We start from the raw sequence: 16169 nt of genomic DNA, 5'->3' as shown, positions 1-16169 counted from the left end.
TATTTTCTTTCCCCACTATTTATCGGGTGAGCCGAATTTCTATTGTCCCCAAAAGAAAGCACAAGCATCAGAACCCTTTATACAAACAAATTAGGCCACCAATTATTAAGGTGGCCTAATTTGTGATCCCGACAGGATTCAAACCTGTAACCTTCTGATCCGTAGTCAGATGCTCTATTCAGTTGAGCCACGGGACCATTTCTTAAATGCGATGCAAAGGTACGCATATTTTCTAATACAGCAAAATTTTTCCGTATCTTTTTAATGAAAAACTATTATTTTTCTTCCATTTCATGTAAATGAGGCAAAGAAATATGATATTTCACTGCCATAAGCCTTACAACAACAACAGTTACAAAGCTTGAAATAACAATAATCTCCAAGTTTAATCCCCAATAATAACATATCTGATATACAAAACCGCCTAATATGCACGCAACAGCATAAATCTCCTTTCGGAATATCAGCGGAACTTCATTTATCAATACATCACGAATAATACCTCCGGCCACGCCTGTGATACACCCCATTATGATTGCAACCCAAAAAGGGAAGCCTGCATATAATGTTTTTTGTATACCGGCTATAGTAAACAGTGCAAGTCCCAAAGTATCAAACAGGAACCATGTACTAGAAAACTTTACTATAGCCTTCTTAAATATTATAGCAAGCACCAAGGCTGCCGCCGTACATATTAGATATATAGAGTTTGTCATCCAAAAGGGAGTTACGCCAAGCATAACATCACGAATTGTACCGCCTCCTATTGCCGTGGCCAACCCTACAACATACCCTCCAAACCAGTCAAAGTTTTTAAACGCCGCCCATCTTATACCAGATATAGCAAATGCGAATGTTCCCAAAAACTCTATAACAAGCTGCACTGTATTCATTAGCTGACAACATTTACCGGCTTACCGTCAAGAAAAGCCTTAATATTAGAGGTCACGATATTAACAAGACGCACACGAGCCTCATAAGTAGCCCATGCTATGTGAGGAGTTATATAGGCATTGGGGGCGCTGAAAATAGGATTATTCTCAAGTGGAGGTTCCTGACACATAACATCAGCACCATACCCACCGAGCCATCCTTCATTTAAAGCCTCTGCAACGTCATTCTCGTTTACCAATGGGCCTCTACCGGTATTTATCAATATCGAACCTTTCTTCATTTTTCTTAAGGTAGCCTTGTTTATCATCTCTTTAGTTGTTTCCGTCAAAGGACAATGCAACGTTACTATATCACTGATACCTAAAAGTCCGTCCAGCGTCGTCTTCTGGATACCATCAGGAAGATCTGCAGAATTCTTGCTTGTAAAAGCAAAAACATCCATACCAAAATCACGTGCAATACATGCCACCTTATATCCAATACTACCAAGTCCAACCACACCAAGAGTTTTTCCGGCAAGTTCATTCAAAGGCGTATCCCAATAACAGAAATCTTCATTACTGCTCCATCGGCCATTACGATTTTGTTTTGAATAATGAGCAACGCGATTGGTAATGTTTAAAATATGCGCAAAAGTCATCTGAACCACACTGTCTGTGCTATAAGCAGGCACATTCGTTACGATGACACCACGTTTCCGCGCTGCTGCAATATCAACAATATTGACTCCTGTAGCCAATACTCCTATATATTTCAAATTAGGCAACTTAGCCATTATGGCATCAGACAACACAACTTTATTTGTCAACACGATATCAGCCTGCTCAGCACGCGACACTACATCATCAGGAGACGTTCTGTCATATACTGTCAAATCACCTAATTCTTTTATTCCGTTCCATGATAAATCACCTGGATTTACACTATATCCATCTAAAACAACAATCTTCATAGTTATATATTTTTGTTATTCTTTAAATCTATTTCCCCAACACTTCAACATTCGTTGATACAACTTTTCCTCATTGGGCGAATGTTGCCCATGCCATATCCGCTCATTAACAAGTTCATCAGGCAAGAATTGTTGTTCAACAAAATGTTCCGGATAATCATGTGAATACTTATACCCGTCACTATATCCTAAATCAGCCATAAGTTTCGTAGGAGCATTACGCAAATGCAATGGCACAGGCAGATTACCAGTCCTAGCAACAACTTCAAGTGCATGATTAATGCCGTTATATGCAGAATTGCTCTTAGGACTCGTCGCTAGATACACCGTTGCCTCGGCCAATGGAATTCTCCCCTCAGGCCATCCTATTTTATTTACGGCATCAAATGCTGCATTGGCAAGCAACAACGCATTCGGATTCGCCAAGCCAATATCCTCTGAAGCACTTATAACAAGTCTGCGAGCAATGAACTTAGGGTCCTCACCACCTTCAATCATACGTGCTAGCCAATACAACGCTGCATCAGGATCCGAACCTCTAATACTTTTTATAAACGCAGATATTATATCATAATGCATTTCTCCGTCCTTATCGTACGCAAGAGGATTTTGCTGCAAGCACCCTACTACAGTTTCATCAGTTATCTCAATTTTTTCACTATTGACAGAATCAACGACCAACTCTAAAATATTCAACAATTTACGGGCATCTCCCCCGCTATACCTTAGAATGGCATTAGTCTCTTTCAGTTCTATATTTTTTTTCTTCAGTTCAACATCTTCTCTTAAAGCGCGCTGCAAAAGTCCGAGCAAGTCTTCTTTTTCCAAGGGCTTCAACACATAAAGCTGACATCTTGAAAGCAATGGTCTGATAACTTCAAAAGAAGGATTTTCCGTGGTTGCGCCTATCAACGTAACTATACCTTTCTCAACCGCAGCCAACAAAGAATCTTGCTGACTCTTGCTAAAGCGGTGTATCTCATCAATAAACAATATAGGAGTAAAATTATTGAAGAAGCCAGCATTCTTGGCTTTATCAATAACATCCCTGACATCTTTCACACCACTTGTAACAGCACTCAATGTATAAAAGGGTACTTTTAGGTGATTTGCCACTATCAAGGCCAATGTCGTCTTACCTACCCCAGGAGGCCCCCATAAGATAAAAGATGTCACTCTTCCGGCTTCCAACATATTACGGAGAACGGCATTCTTACCGACAAGATGTTTCTGTCCGATATAGTCGTCAAGAACCTTGGGTCTTAATCTCTCTGCTAAAGGCTTAACCATAAATGCAAAAGTAGAAAATATATGTCATTTATGCAAAAAATATCTATTAAAAACTTGCGAATAAAAGATAATATATTACTTTTGCAGCATTCATAGAAACTGAAAACGAGAATAAATAGTGAAAGTTACAATCCTCCAAACGGATATCAAGTGGGTGCAGCCTGATAGGAATCAGGTTGCAGCAGGTCAACTTATATCCAATAATCCTGGCTCTGATTTATACATATTGCCAGAAATGTGGGCGACAGGATTTATAACAGATCCGGCAAAATATTCTGCTGAAGTCAATTTTCAGAAATCACTTGAATGGATGAAAGAAACAGCACAATCCAACAGATGTGCAATATGTGGAAGTCTTTCTATCCTGACACATCAGTCACAGTACAGAAACAGATTATATTTTGTAATGCCTGACGGAGAATATTATTACTACGACAAGCACCATTTGTTTAAATACGGAGGAGAAGACGTATACTATACAGCAGGCGACAAAAGAGTAATTGCGAAATATAAAAATTTCCGTTTTTTATTACAGACCTGTTATGATTTAAGATTCCCTGCATGGATGAGATATAAAGAAGACTATGACGCTATAATTTTTGTGGCCAACTGGCCTCAAAACAGGCAGGACGCATGGAACATCCTATTAAGAGCAAGGGCCATTGAAAATCAATGTTATGTAATTGGATGTAACCGCACAGGGGAAGATGATAGATGTCAATATAACGGAAATAGTGCCATCATTGACCCCAAAGGCGCTTTACTAGCCAAGTCTGACGAAAAAGAACAGGCAATCACTGCTGAAATTGATTTAGACAAACTGAATCATTATCGTTCAAAGTTTCCTATACTGACAGATAGAGATATATTTTAAAAATAAAAAGAAATTAATTAAAAAGAAATATGAAAGATATTGATAAGAAGTCACTTACATTAAAAACCATCAACAAAAGTAACGTTTGGGATATTCAGGAGAATGATGTTTTCAGAATGTTGGAAGTTGCAGAAAAAGACTCCGATATAAGAGAAAACATCAAGCACTACATTGATATCATCAAAAGCGCATTTGAAGTTGAAGAAATAAAGATAGATCGCCCTGAAATAATCAAGAAGTATGAAGCCCGCGGTTTCCAGATTGGCACAATGCCTGTAGATGAAAGCCAGAAGGTCAAAATAGGAATAAAAAAACGTCCTATATTAAGGGTAACAGACCTAACATACGAGAACATCCGACATATTTCTGCAACAAAACTGCTTGAAGTTATCGATCGTAATTTTGGCGGAGGTTGGGATTCTTTGTCACAAAGCATTCAGGATATCATACAGAGCGGATTTGACATAAGTACAACAACTTTACCCAAAGACAGATTACATAAAGTTGGCGGAATGTACGAAAAGAAAGTTGCTGACGGATTTGAAGTATTGGAAATTTCAAAAGGTGCATGGATTGAAGCTATTTTTGCAAAACTTAAGCCCGAAACAGAAAAGCCCCGTCTTAAATTTGGAACAGACGACTCTCGCAAATACGATTCTGACGAAGATGACGACGAGGATCTGCCAGAGATTGATGAAAAGTATGACAATGACGATGATGATGACGCATTCGACGAAGATAAGCTGACAGAAGAAAGCTACAGAACAACAATCGAGGAAAATCCTGAAGACCTCGATCTTACAGCAGAAGATGTCGCAGATGATGACGAATACTAAAACACAAGCATACATTTAGCATCACAATTGTAAATATCATATAATAGCCATACCGTGCTTATCGCTGGTATGGCTATTTTTCGTACCACATCAATTTACCAAACATATATACGCACTTTCTATTAAAAGGAATGTATCATATCATCTTTTTAACTGTTTTATTATTAAAATTATAATTATTATCATTACCTTTGCACAATCAATCGGTTCATCATACGATGATTAAAAGGGAACAAGGTGAAAATCCCTGACAGTCCCGCTGCTGTAATTTGTCGTTTATGAAGCAAACAAAATAGCCACTGTGTATTATAGGGAAGGCGTTTGCTTTTATGACAATAAGTCAGAAGACCTGCCATTGAAACAGTTTATCCCACCAGCTTCGAGGAAAGCTGTTGATAAAACATTTTACACATGAAAAAAATAACGGCATTAGTTCTGGTATGCTCAGTTCCTTTTTGTGCTCAAGCGCAATCTGAAAAAAATGATACAATTGATAACACATATCAGTTGCAGGATGTTGTGGTCACAGAAAATAAAAAAAAGCACGAAGTTACCAGTACATCGCCATTATATGTAATCAACAACAAAAACCTTAATACTGCAGGCATCACTGATATAGCTGATGCCCTTAACCGTATGCCCGGAATAACCATACGTGATTATGGTGGTGCCGGAGGTATGAAAACCGTTTCTGTCAGAAGTTTCGGCACTCAGCATACAGGCGTTAGCTATGACGGAATCATGCTTAGCGACTGTCAGAGCGGACAAATCGACCTGTCGCGCTATTCCTTAGAAAACATCGACAACATATCGCTTGTCATCGGCGATAATGACGACATTTTTATACCCGCAAAAAATGCCAGTTTACCGGCATCAATTAACATAAGGACAATAAAGTCTCCTACAGAAGACACAGCTCCTCATCTGACCACTCAGCTGAAAGTTGGTTCATTCGGATATATTAGTCCATTTATAAGATACGAGCAGAATTTTTCAAACAAATTTTCTTTCTCGGCAATTGGAGAATTCGTCTATGCAGAAAACGATTATCCTTTCACGCTACGCAATATTTCAGTCGTTACAAAAGAGCGCCGCACAAACAGTCGTATGAAATCAGGGCATGGTGAGACTAATTTTATCTGGAACATTAATACCCGCAATGAATTAAGCGGCAAAATATATTATTATGATAACGACAGACAACTGCCCGGACAAGTCAGATATTACACAAATATAAGCAATGAAGAGCTCAGAGACCAGAACTTCTTTGCCCAAATCGGCTACCGCACATTTAACAGTAGCAATCTATCTTTAAAAGTTAATGCAAAATATAACTGGGCAGCCTCAAAATATAAAGACGGTTCATATAGCGACGGCATAAAAGATGCTGATTATTGGCAAAGAGAAGCTTATACATCTGCAAGTCTCCTGTACACTCCATTTAAAGACTGGGCGTTCTGCTATTCTGCCGACTACAGCTATAACAACATGAACAGCAGCCTTTCAACAGATACACACCCATTTAGGCATACCGTTCTTCAGGCAGCTACAGCTAAATATAAATCAGCAAGACTGTCTATCATCGGAAAGTTGCTGCTTTCACTATATTACAATGGTGCAGAATATGGAGAATCTGCACGCGACATGAGCAAACTCTCACCATCTCTGTCACTCTCATATAAAGTTTTAAAAAATAATGACTTTTATATTAGAGCATCATATAAAAATATATTCAGGGCACCAACATTCAATGAGTCATATTTCTATCATTACGGCAGCACAAACCTGCTTCCAGAAAGCACTGACCAATATAATATAGGATTCACATTATTACAAGATGTCACAAAAAAGACAAATATCAAAATAACATTAGACGGATATCTCAACCATGTTAAAGACAAAATTGTTGCCGTACCATACAATATGTTTATATGGACAAACATAAATGTCGGAAAGGTAAGAGTCTTGGGCTTAGACGCAACGGCTAATATAATGCATAAGTTTTCAGACAAGCATTTGATAACTCTTACAGCCAGCTATAGCCTGCAGAATGCAGAAAACCGTACTAATCCGGAATCTCCATATTATGGATACCAGATTGCCTATACACCATTACACTCTGGAAGCGTTTCTGTTTGTTACGAAAATCCATGGGTAAACCTCACAGTACACGGCACCGGTATGAGCAGCCGCAGTTCAAATAACGAACATTATGAAGATTCTAACATACCGGGATTTTTCGAAACCGGCATAACCCTTTTCAGATCGTTTAAAATAGCCAAGAACACGATTACCCTACGAGGAGACATCAAGAACCTTCTCAACAAGCAATACGAAATTGTCAAGGCATATCCGATGCCGGGAATAAGCTATCAATTTTCAATAAATTATAAATTTTAATCAAAAAAAGAAATGAAAAAATTTTTAAGTTTTGCAGCAATTGCATTATGCGTATCATTTACATCGTGCAGCGACGATGACGATAATTACGTTCCGAAACCTATTGATGTAAGCACAGGTGCCTTCATTGTAAACTCAGGAAACATGAGTTCTCAAATCAGCGGCAGCATCACATCTATTGACTATTCTACACAGACAGCCGCCCAGAAGGTATTTCAGGCTGCCAATGGACGCAATCTTGGTACAACACCTAATGACGCTCTGATATATGGTGACAAGATGTATATTGTTGTAACGGGCGAAAATACAGTTGAAGTTGTCAACAAGAACACAATGGTGTCTGTCGGAACAATAAAGACAACCGAAGTTATGGGAGCAGACAAGGGTGAGACACCCAGACGTCTTGCAGCCGGAAACGGAAAAATCTATGTGTCAACATTCAAAGGCTACGTTGCAGCAATCGACACAGCATCTTTAAATCTGGATAAGATTTATCAGGCTGGTTCATATCCTGAGGGAATTGCTATAGACGGCAATATGCTTTATGTAGCAAACAGCAGCTATGGCAATGGCCAAAATCCTTCTATTTCATACATCAACCTTACCGATGGAAGCGTTACAAATCTCACCGACCCATTGATAACAAACCCTGTTGGCATCAGTGTTATCGACGGAACACTTTATGTGATGGACAGTGGTCTTTATGATTCTAATTACAACCAATATGGCGCCGGTGTAAAGAAGATTACTGCAGACAAGAAGGTTACAAACCTTATCGACGCAACAATGATGGCGACAGATAAGAAAAACATCTACGTAATAAATGCTCCTTACAGCTATGTTTCTCCCGTCACTCCTACTTACAGCGTCTACAACATTGCAAGCGGTGAAGTTAAGACATTCATAACAGACAACCTGCCGTTCAGCCCATCTGCAATTGGAGTTGACCCTGTTAACGGATATGTGTTTATCACTTCTTACAGCAAGAATCCTGACACCGGATATGCAAGCTATACTACAGATGGCTATGTCAACATGTACAAAGAAGACGGAACCTTCGTTAAGATGTTCTCTACCGGAGTTGGCCCTAATGCAATAGCATTCAATACTGGTGTTGTTTATGAATAAAAATTTAACGATAACCTCTTTACTGATATCAGTGCTGATTACCCTGTGCGCATGCCGGGGTAACAGCACTGATACATCTTTTAGCGGTGACACCCTAGAACTTAAATATGCCAAGCAGCTTCATATAATCAAATGCGACGGTTACAACGTTGTCACCCTGAACGATCCTTGGAACAAAGGAAAAATACTTCATACATACATCCTTGTACCGTCAGACAAAGAACTGCCGGCCAATCTGCCACAGGGCACTATTGTTAGAACACCTTTGCAACGTGCGGTTGTAACGACATCTGTTCACTGCGGCCTGATTATGTCTTTTGGCAAAGGTCAGAACATCAAAGGGGTTTGTGATGTCAAATATATTAATCTGCCATGGATTCAGCAACAATGCAAAGAAAACAAAATTGCTGACTGCGGCAGCGGAATAACCCCAACACTCGAAAAGATTATAGGTATAAACGCTGACGCAATATTGATTTCTCCATTTCAGAACAGCGGAGGCTACGGACGTCTTAATGAGTGGGAAAAGCCCATTATTGAAACTGCTGACTACATGGAAACTACAGCATTAGGAAGAGCAGAATGGATGAAATTCTATGGAATGCTGTTTGGTGCAGAAAAACAGGCTGACAGCATCTTTAATGACGTTGAGACAAAATACAACAGCCTCAAGCAAATTGCTAAAACTGCCAAAACAAGACATTCTGTAATTATCGACAAGATAAACAGTTCTGTATGGTATGTGCCTGGCGGACAAAGCACCATCGGACAGATAATTGCTGATGCAAATGCGGCATATCCTTTTTCTGCCGAAAAGAGCAGCGGCAGTCTACCTCTACCGTTTGAGATAGTCCTCGAAAAAGCCGGCAACAGCGACATTTGGCTTATCAGATATAATAGTCCTCAAAAAGCCACCTACAAATCATTGTTGACGGAAAACAGCGGATACTCACAGTTTAAGGCATTCAAGAACAAGATGGTCTTCGGATGCAATACTTACAGTAACACGTTCTACGAAGACACCCCATTCCATCCAGACTTGTTGCTGCGTGATTTCATCATAATAACACATCCGGAAATAACCGAACTTGGCAAAGCGAAATACTTTGAACATATAAAATGAAAAAATATTGCAGATTTTTTGTTGTAATAACTTTGGCAATAATTGCTCTGTTTGTAATTAACATCATCTATGGAGCCGTGAAAATACCGATAAACAGCATTATCGATATTTTCAGCGGCAACGATGAGGTAAATGAAAGTTGGAAATATATAATATTGCAGACTCGCCTGCCCCAGGCTCTTACGGCCATTTTATGTGGTGGAGCATTAGCTGTCAGCGGATTATTACTTCAGACCGCATTCTGCAATCCTCTTGCCGGTCCGTCTATATTCGGTATCAATAGTGGTGCCAGCCTTGGCGTGGCTTTCGTTATGCTTCTGTTTGGTGGAAGCATAACGGCAGGAGCAGTTTCTGTTACTGGATTTCTGGCAGTACTTATTGCCGCATTTGTAGGTGCTGTGGCAGTAATGGCTGTATTATTGTTTTTCTCTAATCTTGTAAACAATAACGTCATGCTCCTTATCACCGGCATTATGATAGGCTATATATCCTCATCTGCAATATCACTGCTCAACTTCTTTGCGACTGAAGAGGGCGTTCACTCATATATGATATGGGGATTGGGCAACTTCGGAGGAGTGTCTATGGCTCAGATGCCTCTGTTCGCAGCTGTTACAATAGTAGGTCTAATATGTGCCTTGCTTCTCATTAAACCTCTCAATGCCGTGTTGTTAGGCGAACAATATGCAGAAAATCTTGGTATAAACACCATCAAGTTGCGCAATTGCCTTTTATTGGTAACAGGCCTTCTTACCGCCGTTACCACCGCCTATTGTGGTCCTATTGCATTTATCGGACTTGCCGTTCCACATATAGCACGTATGCTTCTTAAGACAGACAACCACCGCTATCTCATACCTGGCACTATTCTTTCCGGAGCAGCCATATCACTTCTGTGCAACATAATATGCGTTCTTCCTGGCGACAACGGCATCATACCCCTTAATGCTGTCACCCCAATAATGGGCGCACCAGTTATCATTTATGTAATCATCAAAGGGAGACATCAATAACATCCAGTGTATGTAGCATGATGATTTATTACAGAAAAATAAACCTCATCCATACAAAAACGAAATACCTGAAGCTCTGTTGCCCGTTTACATACGCCAGCTTGGCACACACTTTACTTGTTAGAATTACAAATAAGTTATTAATTTAATCACGAAAAGCGATGGAAACTTTTAACGACGTAATATCCGGCAATGGTCTCGTCCTAGTAGACTTCTTTGCCACATGGTGTGGTCCATGCAAAATGATGCACCCTGTATTAGAACAAGTTAAGGCAACTCTCGGCGACAAGATACGTATCATTAAGGTTGACGTTGACAAACACAATGATACAGCCGGACGCTATGGCATACAATCTGTCCCCACTCTTATGCTCTTCAGAAATGGAGAAATTCTTTACAGACAAAGTGGTGCAATGTCTAAATCAGATCTGATGGCTCTTCTCGATCCGTTCTTGAATCAATAAACATCGCAGATACAATGCTGTAGTTGGCACAACTGATAAGAATAAGTCCAAACCGACAAAAGTCAATAATCGGTTTGGACTTATTTTATTATAATGTCATAAGGTCTTAGCTCTAAAATTTGATAATAAGTCCACTGACAATTGAGCTACCTCCACTAGCCGTCGGTCATCTGTGTTATAAGCATTTAATATCTATACTTATTCTGTCCACACAAAGTTCTCCCGACCTGCTCCTATTTCGAAATGCAGTTTGGCTATACCTAAATCCATTTTAGTATAACCTACCAATGAGAACTGACGCCTTGCACGTACCTTTGCAGGATTTATTCCGTCGGCGCTAACATACTCAAAATAAAACTTCTGCTGATTCACAGCTGTAGGAGCGAGCAAGGCGGCCTCAACTCCACTCTTAAACCATTCAGGAGTTGCCCCGTCAGCATTGCTCACCTGCTCCATGCGCTTTATTTTGTGCGACACGCCGTTTGTCTCGCCGTAGCCTATCGAAATATAGGCTTTTATTGCTTCATCATCATCAAGCACATACGTTCCAGGCACTTTCTTATAGCTCAATCCTACCCAACAGGTATTCATCCCGGCCATCTGCGCTGCCAGCACCAGTTGTTCACCATAATAGCCGATACGCTCATCAAGGTCATCTGCCTTCTTTCCTGCCATAACGATATAGTTGTTAACGTTTCTGAACTTGCCATACTTTGCCAGCATACCCTGAAAAGCCTTAGGCTCATTCTGTATCAGCTGCATATGCAGATGCCCCATGACATTAAGTTCTTCTATCTTACCCTCAAGCAGTTTCACATCGTTGTCTGTCAGAGGCATGTTCTTATAAGCCCTCACGCTGTGCCTGTGCTTTATAGCTTCATCTATCGTCATCATCAGTCCTCCTTTGGCAGATTCTTCCAAAACTTTCTTAAATCATCTATTATGCTGTCGTAGTCATTTTGCGTAAACGTTCCTTCCCCCAGCAACAATATTGTGTAGTCAATACCTTCAAAACTCTTTGCCGTCTGGGTGTCGCGGAATCCGTTACGCTTATAAAACTCATATCTTCTGCAACGCTGCTCCTTGTTGTTGCAGTCTGTCTGCCATGGCGATTCTATATCTATAACCAGTCGTCTGTCTGCATATTTTGCCTTCAATGCAGTTAGAATATGCTGTCCGTATCCCCTGCCGCGCAGCTCTTCCCTTACGGCGAAATACCAGCCCCAGTTAAAGTCTTTGCGGTTAAGAACCATCGTCAAGCCAACAAACACGTCTTCGTCATAATATGCCATAAAGTCTATGGGCATAACTCCCAACAGCCCTTTTAGCTCATCATATGGTATACGCTCTTCCTTCGGAAACGCACTCTCATACAGGTTTTTCAGTTGAACATTGTCTACATTCTCTGCGGTTATCTTTTCTGTCCTCATAATATCAATTATTAACATTTGTCAAGATAAGAAACACTTTGCTTCCTGCCGTTAGCATTTACAGCTATAAATTTTGTACCAACATTTTTTCAGCCAGCGGCACATACCATTCCTTCACCTCATCTGCCGTAGGTGTATGTCCTCCCGGGAAATGATAAGCATGTTTATAATGCTCCATAAACAACGGTTCGAAATGTGCCAGCGTGTCATTCTCGCCGAACAGTCCCCATATCCGTTCCTTGTTTTCATCCTTGCAGTACTCAAACTGAACAGCTTCCATCTCCGCAAATTCACTGATAAGTTTCTCGTCAATTACCAGACGTTGCCGGCCGTTTTGGCGCGGCGACTTATATTCATGCTCACCTATTCTGGTTTTCAGAAACTCCGTCATCATAAAATACGGATTGCCCAGCAGCGCCGGTATGCCTTCTATGTTGGCAGCCATCTGTGCATAAAACGACCCGCAACTGTTGCCTACAAGCACGTCAGGTTTCTCACTGTCGCAGATGTCTTTAATCATCGCCATGGCCTCATCTGGATGTATCGGCAGGTCGGGCGTTATCACCTCTGCCTTTCCCTTTAGAGCCTCTCTAAGACTAAGTGCCGGCACACATTGGCCACTGGCAAAAAATCCGTGAAGGAATAATATCTTTTTATCCATATTCGTCATTGAAAAATTCAAACTATACATACCACAAACAAATGAATGCCCAATGATTCTCTATACGAAAACCACACAAACCGGCACTATTCATTAAGCGGCAAATATTCTACACTTTACAAAAGTACAAAATTAAAGCCAAATACATCATCACAAAGCCACAATATCATATAAGTTTACACTGCTGTTACAGCTTTTACGCTCATTGCCTTACAGCCGACATGCATTTATACTATTTGCCGCCAAGCCTCACATGCTGTAATCCTTGCCGGCCGTTTCTGACATATATTTCATATTTTACACAACATTTATCGCCGCAGCACATACTGATATAAGTAAATTTCCTTAACTTTGTCATTGGCATTATATGCCATGACATTTATTCGTCAAACTAAAAACATTTGCATTATGATTAAGATTTATGTAATGAACACATGCCCTGACTGCACCGACGTTAAAGAGCAAGTTAAAGGGAACGACAAATATGAAGTCGTCGACATCGGCGAACATGTAAGAAATCTTAAAGAGTTTCTAAGGCTGCGCGACAAAAATCCAGCCTTCGATGTCATGAAACGTGTAGGCTCTGTAGGTATTCCATGTTTTGTTCTTGAAGACGGCACCGTTACATTCCGTCCGGATAAAGCCGGCTTACAGCCGCCTGTAAAGGAAGAAGGACAATCATGCAGCATTGACGGAAGCGGATGCTAAATTATCCCAAGCATATCTTTTTATATTTGGTGCAATATGATAAGACACAGCTTGTAATCTAAGTTGTATAAAAATCACGATGTCAATACAATTGTAATAAACAATTAACGAGTATTCAAAATACAAAAAAGTTGAGCATTCAATCTTAAACTCTATGCTCAACTTTTGTTTTTTAAACAGATATATGTATCATTGTTGCGTTCGTATATTCATATTCAATATCGGAGAGGTATTAGACATCTCGTATATCTTAACATCCGGCAAAGAAGGAGTCTTATACTGAGCACCATACTCATCGTATGCTTCTTCCTCATACACTTGTTCCTTTTCAATACCTTGACCATTATATTTAATTTTATACCATTTTGATTCATACATATCTTCAACTACCTGAAGTATATACCCTTTACCTTTATAAAAATATGAATAGCCTAAATTATTTTCAAATATACTTATAATATCTTCATTAAAATATGTAAAAACATTCAGTCTACCATCAGATGCTCCATTACCGCTAACTACCCATAATTCAGGAATGCCATCCTTTGTTAAGTCATAAAGGAAATAACCATGTTCAAAATTCCCACTTTGATTATAATATGCTTCGACTTTATTGATGTATGCCTCCTTGATTCTTTTTGGCAGTTCACGTACAAACTTTATAGAATCTCTTCTCATCTGATCTTTTTGTTGCGCCAATAATATAGAGTCTTTACGTGCTGTAGCAATAGAGTCACGAACATATTTATCATGGGCTATTTGTTCGGCTTTTGCGTCCCTATATTCAGCATATATAATCACGCCCAGCACAATCAATATTAATGTCCCAAGAAAAACAAGCATTACTATTAACGATTTACGTTTTTTGCTACTTGAATCATAATATTGCTCCATATCCGCTTCCTGTGTTTCTTCAGTATCTTCTATGGGTGCTCCACAGTTAGGACAAAATTTAGCATCTTTAGGAATTTCATTCCCACATTCTTTACAATATCTCTTAGACATATATTTTATTTTATCAAAAAATCATATTTAATTTTAATATTAGCCTTAATAAAATCACTCAAACAATGCTGTCAGAGTATAGGCTAAGGTTACTGCTATGGCAACAAAATATAAGAAATTGTTTAAAAGTCCCTGATACTCAAAATTGTCATTTTTCACCACTTTCATTTTTCTCTTAAATTGTTTAGTGTTGTTAGCTATCGATGCCACAGCACGCATACGTTCTGCTATAAGTCTGAAGACAAAAGATAACACGAAACCTGTAGCTATGCAGTAGCAACCATAATTCCACCCAAGAGTCAATGATTCTGAATCAAATGAAATAAAATATAAAATAAAGATAATACAAGCAACGACACATGATAATAATGCAATCCATTCACCTACCCATTGAAATAAATATGTTCCAATAGGAATTACAACATATTCGTCTTTTGGATCAAAAATAAGTTTAATAAATGATATACGTTTAACCCAATAGCTATAGCTAAATAAGCTCATTAACAACAGAATAATTACAGCAATCATTATCAATATTTTATCCTCTGTATCACATCCATACATAATTTTATTCTTATATATATAATATGCAGTCAGAGGTGCTGCTACGATAGAAGCTAATGACAATAACGATATCGCTGTTTCTGCTATAATCCGAAAGGATTTTCCATTGTCAAAATTTCTCATCAAAGGAGTTACAACTCCGCTGAACAAGTCCGTATTATACCAAGGCTCGTCATTATCCTCATAATGTTCCTCATCATTACTGTCATTCTTAGCAGTATCATAAACAGGACAACCACAATTTGGACATGTTGTTCTTCCTTCATCAATCTCATGTCCACACTCAATACAAAACCTTTTCATAATTACAAATGTTTTTATGTTGTTAGTGTATAATTATTGTTTTCAAAAATAATGTGACAAAAATATATAAAATATTTTTAATACAAGTGTATAATATAATTTTTTTTCAATTTTATATACATATTCTATATATAGAAAAATACACATAAAATATTATTAGAATAAAAGTTTGTCTTATATAATCACATCTCTAGCTTTACCAAGCACATATAAACAGGTGATAAAATTTATAATTAAATTGAAATAAATGATTTACGAATTGACATATCCTTTTATCACATCCACAAATCTCTTGCCGTAGGTATTCAGTTTATATTCGCCTATGCCATATATGTTGCTGAAGGCATTCAGCGTTGTGGGTTTTTCTTTGGCAAGGGCGTGCAGTGTCTTGTCAGACATAACCACATACGCCGGCCAGTTGTTTTCTTCTGCAATATTCTGCCTCAGCTTACGCAGCACACTGAACAGGGCCGGGTCTTCCGTCTTATCGCCATTACTATACTGCATGGGCAATTCCTGCTGCG

17 protein-coding genes, 1 tRNA gene and 1 riboswitch are annotated in these 16169 nt (G+C 39.0%); of the genes, 8 read left to right on the top strand and 10 right to left on the bottom strand.

The genetic code is table 11. The annotated features are described in order from the left end of the window. Positions 1-123 precede the first annotated feature (123 nt). From QVO66_RS11265 to QVO66_RS11250, 4 genes are all read right to left on the bottom strand, one after another. Positions 124-197, bottom strand: a tRNA-Arg gene (locus QVO66_RS11265). 78 nt (positions 198-275) lie between these two features. Beyond that, on the bottom strand, positions 276-893 hold the full coding sequence (locus tag QVO66_RS11260; RefSeq protein WP_021855603.1) for a trimeric intracellular cation channel family protein: 618 nt from the start codon (positions 891-893) through the stop codon (positions 276-278). Continuing rightward, on the bottom strand, positions 893-1846 hold the full coding sequence (locus tag QVO66_RS11255; protein ID WP_021855602.1) for a D-2-hydroxyacid dehydrogenase: 954 nt from the start codon (positions 1844-1846) through the stop codon (positions 893-895). The genes QVO66_RS11260 and QVO66_RS11255 overlap by 1 nt, the downstream gene beginning before the upstream one ends. 15 nt (positions 1847-1861) lie before the next feature. Further along, a complete protein-coding gene (locus QVO66_RS11250) occupies positions 1862-3136 on the bottom strand; it encodes a replication-associated recombination protein A (protein ID WP_021855601.1) in 1275 nt (424 codons plus the stop codon). Positions 3137-3254: 118 nt separating this feature from the next. On the opposite strand from QVO66_RS11250, the gene QVO66_RS11245 reads away from it, so the two are divergent. The 7 genes from QVO66_RS11245 to trxA all read left to right on the top strand — a co-directional run bounded on the left by QVO66_RS11245 (position 3255) and on the right by trxA (position 10974). Next, positions 3255-4010, top strand: coding sequence for a nitrilase-related carbon-nitrogen hydrolase (locus QVO66_RS11245; protein WP_021855600.1), 756 nt, complete (start codon positions 3255-3257; stop codon positions 4008-4010). A 29-nt stretch (positions 4011-4039) separates the two neighbouring features. Then, positions 4040-4846, top strand: coding sequence for a hypothetical protein (locus QVO66_RS11240; protein WP_021855599.1), 807 nt, complete (start codon positions 4040-4042; stop codon positions 4844-4846). A 186-nt stretch (positions 4847-5032) separates the two neighbouring features. Beyond that, positions 5033-5217, top strand: a riboswitch (cobalamin riboswitch). A gap of 40 nt (positions 5218-5257) precedes the next feature. Then, positions 5258-7246: a TonB-dependent receptor plug domain-containing protein gene (locus tag QVO66_RS11235; RefSeq protein ID WP_021855598.1), complete on the top strand. Its 1989-nt coding sequence runs from the start codon at positions 5258-5260 to the stop codon at positions 7244-7246. 12 nt (positions 7247-7258) lie between these two features. After that, positions 7259-8374 (top strand): YncE family protein, encoded by a 1116-nt coding sequence (locus QVO66_RS11230; protein ID WP_021855597.1) that lies wholly within the window; start codon positions 7259-7261, stop codon positions 8372-8374. After that, entirely contained in the window at positions 8367-9497 is a 1131-nt protein-coding gene (locus QVO66_RS11225) for an ABC transporter substrate-binding protein (RefSeq protein ID WP_021855596.1), read from the top strand. The genes QVO66_RS11230 and QVO66_RS11225 overlap by 8 nt, the downstream gene beginning before the upstream one ends. Then, entirely contained in the window at positions 9494-10510 is a 1017-nt protein-coding gene (locus QVO66_RS11220) for an iron ABC transporter permease (protein ID WP_021855595.1), read from the top strand. Before QVO66_RS11225 ends, QVO66_RS11220 begins: the two co-directional genes overlap by 4 nt. Before the next feature lie 161 nt (positions 10511-10671). Further along, positions 10672-10974, top strand: a complete 303-nt coding sequence (gene trxA / locus QVO66_RS11215) for a thioredoxin (protein ID WP_021855594.1) — start codon at positions 10672-10674, stop codon at positions 10972-10974. A gap of 198 nt (positions 10975-11172) precedes the next feature. On the opposite strand, the gene QVO66_RS11210 is transcribed toward trxA, so the two are convergent. From QVO66_RS11210 to QVO66_RS11200, 3 genes are all read right to left on the bottom strand, one after another. Beyond that, positions 11173-11895, bottom strand: a complete 723-nt coding sequence (locus QVO66_RS11210; RefSeq protein WP_288172836.1) for a nitroreductase family protein — start codon at positions 11893-11895, stop codon at positions 11173-11175. Then, positions 11868-12404 (bottom strand): GNAT family N-acetyltransferase, encoded by a 537-nt coding sequence (locus tag QVO66_RS11205; RefSeq protein WP_021855592.1) that lies wholly within the window; start codon positions 12402-12404, stop codon positions 11868-11870. Before QVO66_RS11205 ends, QVO66_RS11210 begins: the two co-directional genes overlap by 28 nt. Positions 12405-12468: 64 nt before the next feature. Continuing rightward, a complete protein-coding gene (locus QVO66_RS11200) occupies positions 12469-13065 on the bottom strand; it encodes a YqiA/YcfP family alpha/beta fold hydrolase (protein WP_021855591.1) in 597 nt (198 codons plus the stop codon). A gap of 408 nt (positions 13066-13473) precedes the next feature. Between QVO66_RS11200 and QVO66_RS11195 the strand changes: the two genes are divergently transcribed. Continuing rightward, complete coding sequence (locus tag QVO66_RS11195) at positions 13474-13773, top strand: glutaredoxin domain-containing protein (RefSeq protein ID WP_021855590.1); 300 nt, start codon at positions 13474-13476, stop codon at positions 13771-13773. A 189-nt stretch (positions 13774-13962) separates the two neighbouring features. Here the strand turns inward: QVO66_RS11195 and QVO66_RS11190 are convergent, their stop codons facing one another. From QVO66_RS11190 to QVO66_RS11180, 3 genes are all read right to left on the bottom strand, one after another. Further along, a complete protein-coding gene (locus tag QVO66_RS11190; protein ID WP_021855589.1) occupies positions 13963-14778 on the bottom strand; it encodes a zinc ribbon domain-containing protein in 816 nt (271 codons plus the stop codon). Between the two features lie 54 nt (positions 14779-14832). Then, positions 14833-15645, bottom strand: a complete 813-nt coding sequence (locus tag QVO66_RS11185; RefSeq protein WP_021855588.1) for a zinc ribbon domain-containing protein — start codon at positions 15643-15645, stop codon at positions 14833-14835. Positions 15646-15897: 252 nt separating this feature from the next. Then, on the bottom strand, positions 15898-16169 hold a 272-nt coding region (locus QVO66_RS11180; RefSeq protein WP_288172835.1), incomplete at its 5' end, for an HRDC domain-containing protein.

The sequence above is a fragment of the Prevotella sp. CAG:255 genome (assembly GCF_000431195.1).
Taxonomy (GTDB): Bacteria; Bacteroidota; Bacteroidia; order Bacteroidales; family Bacteroidaceae; genus Prevotella; species Prevotella rara.
Note: the sequence above shows the minus strand (reverse complement) of the source record. Positions and strands in the feature narration are given on the sequence as shown.

What these genes read in the sequence shown, in the direction of transcription:
- QVO66_RS11260 (WP_021855603.1), bottom strand. Translation starts at nt 893, where the DNA reads ATGAATACAGTGCAGCTTGTTATAGAGTTTTTGGGAACATTCGCATTT.
- QVO66_RS11195 (WP_021855590.1), top strand. Translation starts at nt 13,474, where the DNA reads ATGATTAAGATTTATGTAATGAACACATGCCCTGACTGCACCGACGTT.
- QVO66_RS11200 (WP_021855591.1), bottom strand. Translation starts at nt 13,065, where the DNA reads ATGGATAAAAAGATATTATTCCTTCACGGATTTTTTGCCAGTGGCCAA.
- QVO66_RS11220 (WP_021855595.1), top strand. Translation starts at nt 9,494, where the DNA reads ATGAAAAAATATTGCAGATTTTTTGTTGTAATAACTTTGGCAATAATT.
- QVO66_RS11240 (WP_021855599.1), top strand. Translation starts at nt 4,040, where the DNA reads ATGAAAGATATTGATAAGAAGTCACTTACATTAAAAACCATCAACAAA.
- QVO66_RS11255 (WP_021855602.1), bottom strand. Translation starts at nt 1,846, where the DNA reads ATGAAGATTGTTGTTTTAGATGGATATAGTGTAAATCCAGGTGATTTA.
- QVO66_RS11250 (WP_021855601.1), bottom strand. Translation starts at nt 3,136, where the DNA reads ATGGTTAAGCCTTTAGCAGAGAGATTAAGACCCAAGGTTCTTGACGAC.
- QVO66_RS11185 (WP_021855588.1), bottom strand. Translation starts at nt 15,645, where the DNA reads ATGAAAAGGTTTTGTATTGAGTGTGGACATGAGATTGATGAAGGAAGA.
- QVO66_RS11190 (WP_021855589.1), bottom strand. Translation starts at nt 14,778, where the DNA reads ATGTCTAAGAGATATTGTAAAGAATGTGGGAATGAAATTCCTAAAGAT.
- QVO66_RS11225 (WP_021855596.1), top strand. Translation starts at nt 8,367, where the DNA reads ATGAATAAAAATTTAACGATAACCTCTTTACTGATATCAGTGCTGATT.
- QVO66_RS11205 (WP_021855592.1), bottom strand. Translation starts at nt 12,404, where the DNA reads ATGAGGACAGAAAAGATAACCGCAGAGAATGTAGACAATGTTCAACTG.
- QVO66_RS11235 (WP_021855598.1), top strand. Translation starts at nt 5,258, where the DNA reads ATGAAAAAAATAACGGCATTAGTTCTGGTATGCTCAGTTCCTTTTTGT.
- QVO66_RS11230 (WP_021855597.1), top strand. Translation starts at nt 7,259, where the DNA reads ATGAAAAAATTTTTAAGTTTTGCAGCAATTGCATTATGCGTATCATTT.
- trxA (WP_021855594.1), top strand. Translation starts at nt 10,672, where the DNA reads ATGGAAACTTTTAACGACGTAATATCCGGCAATGGTCTCGTCCTAGTA.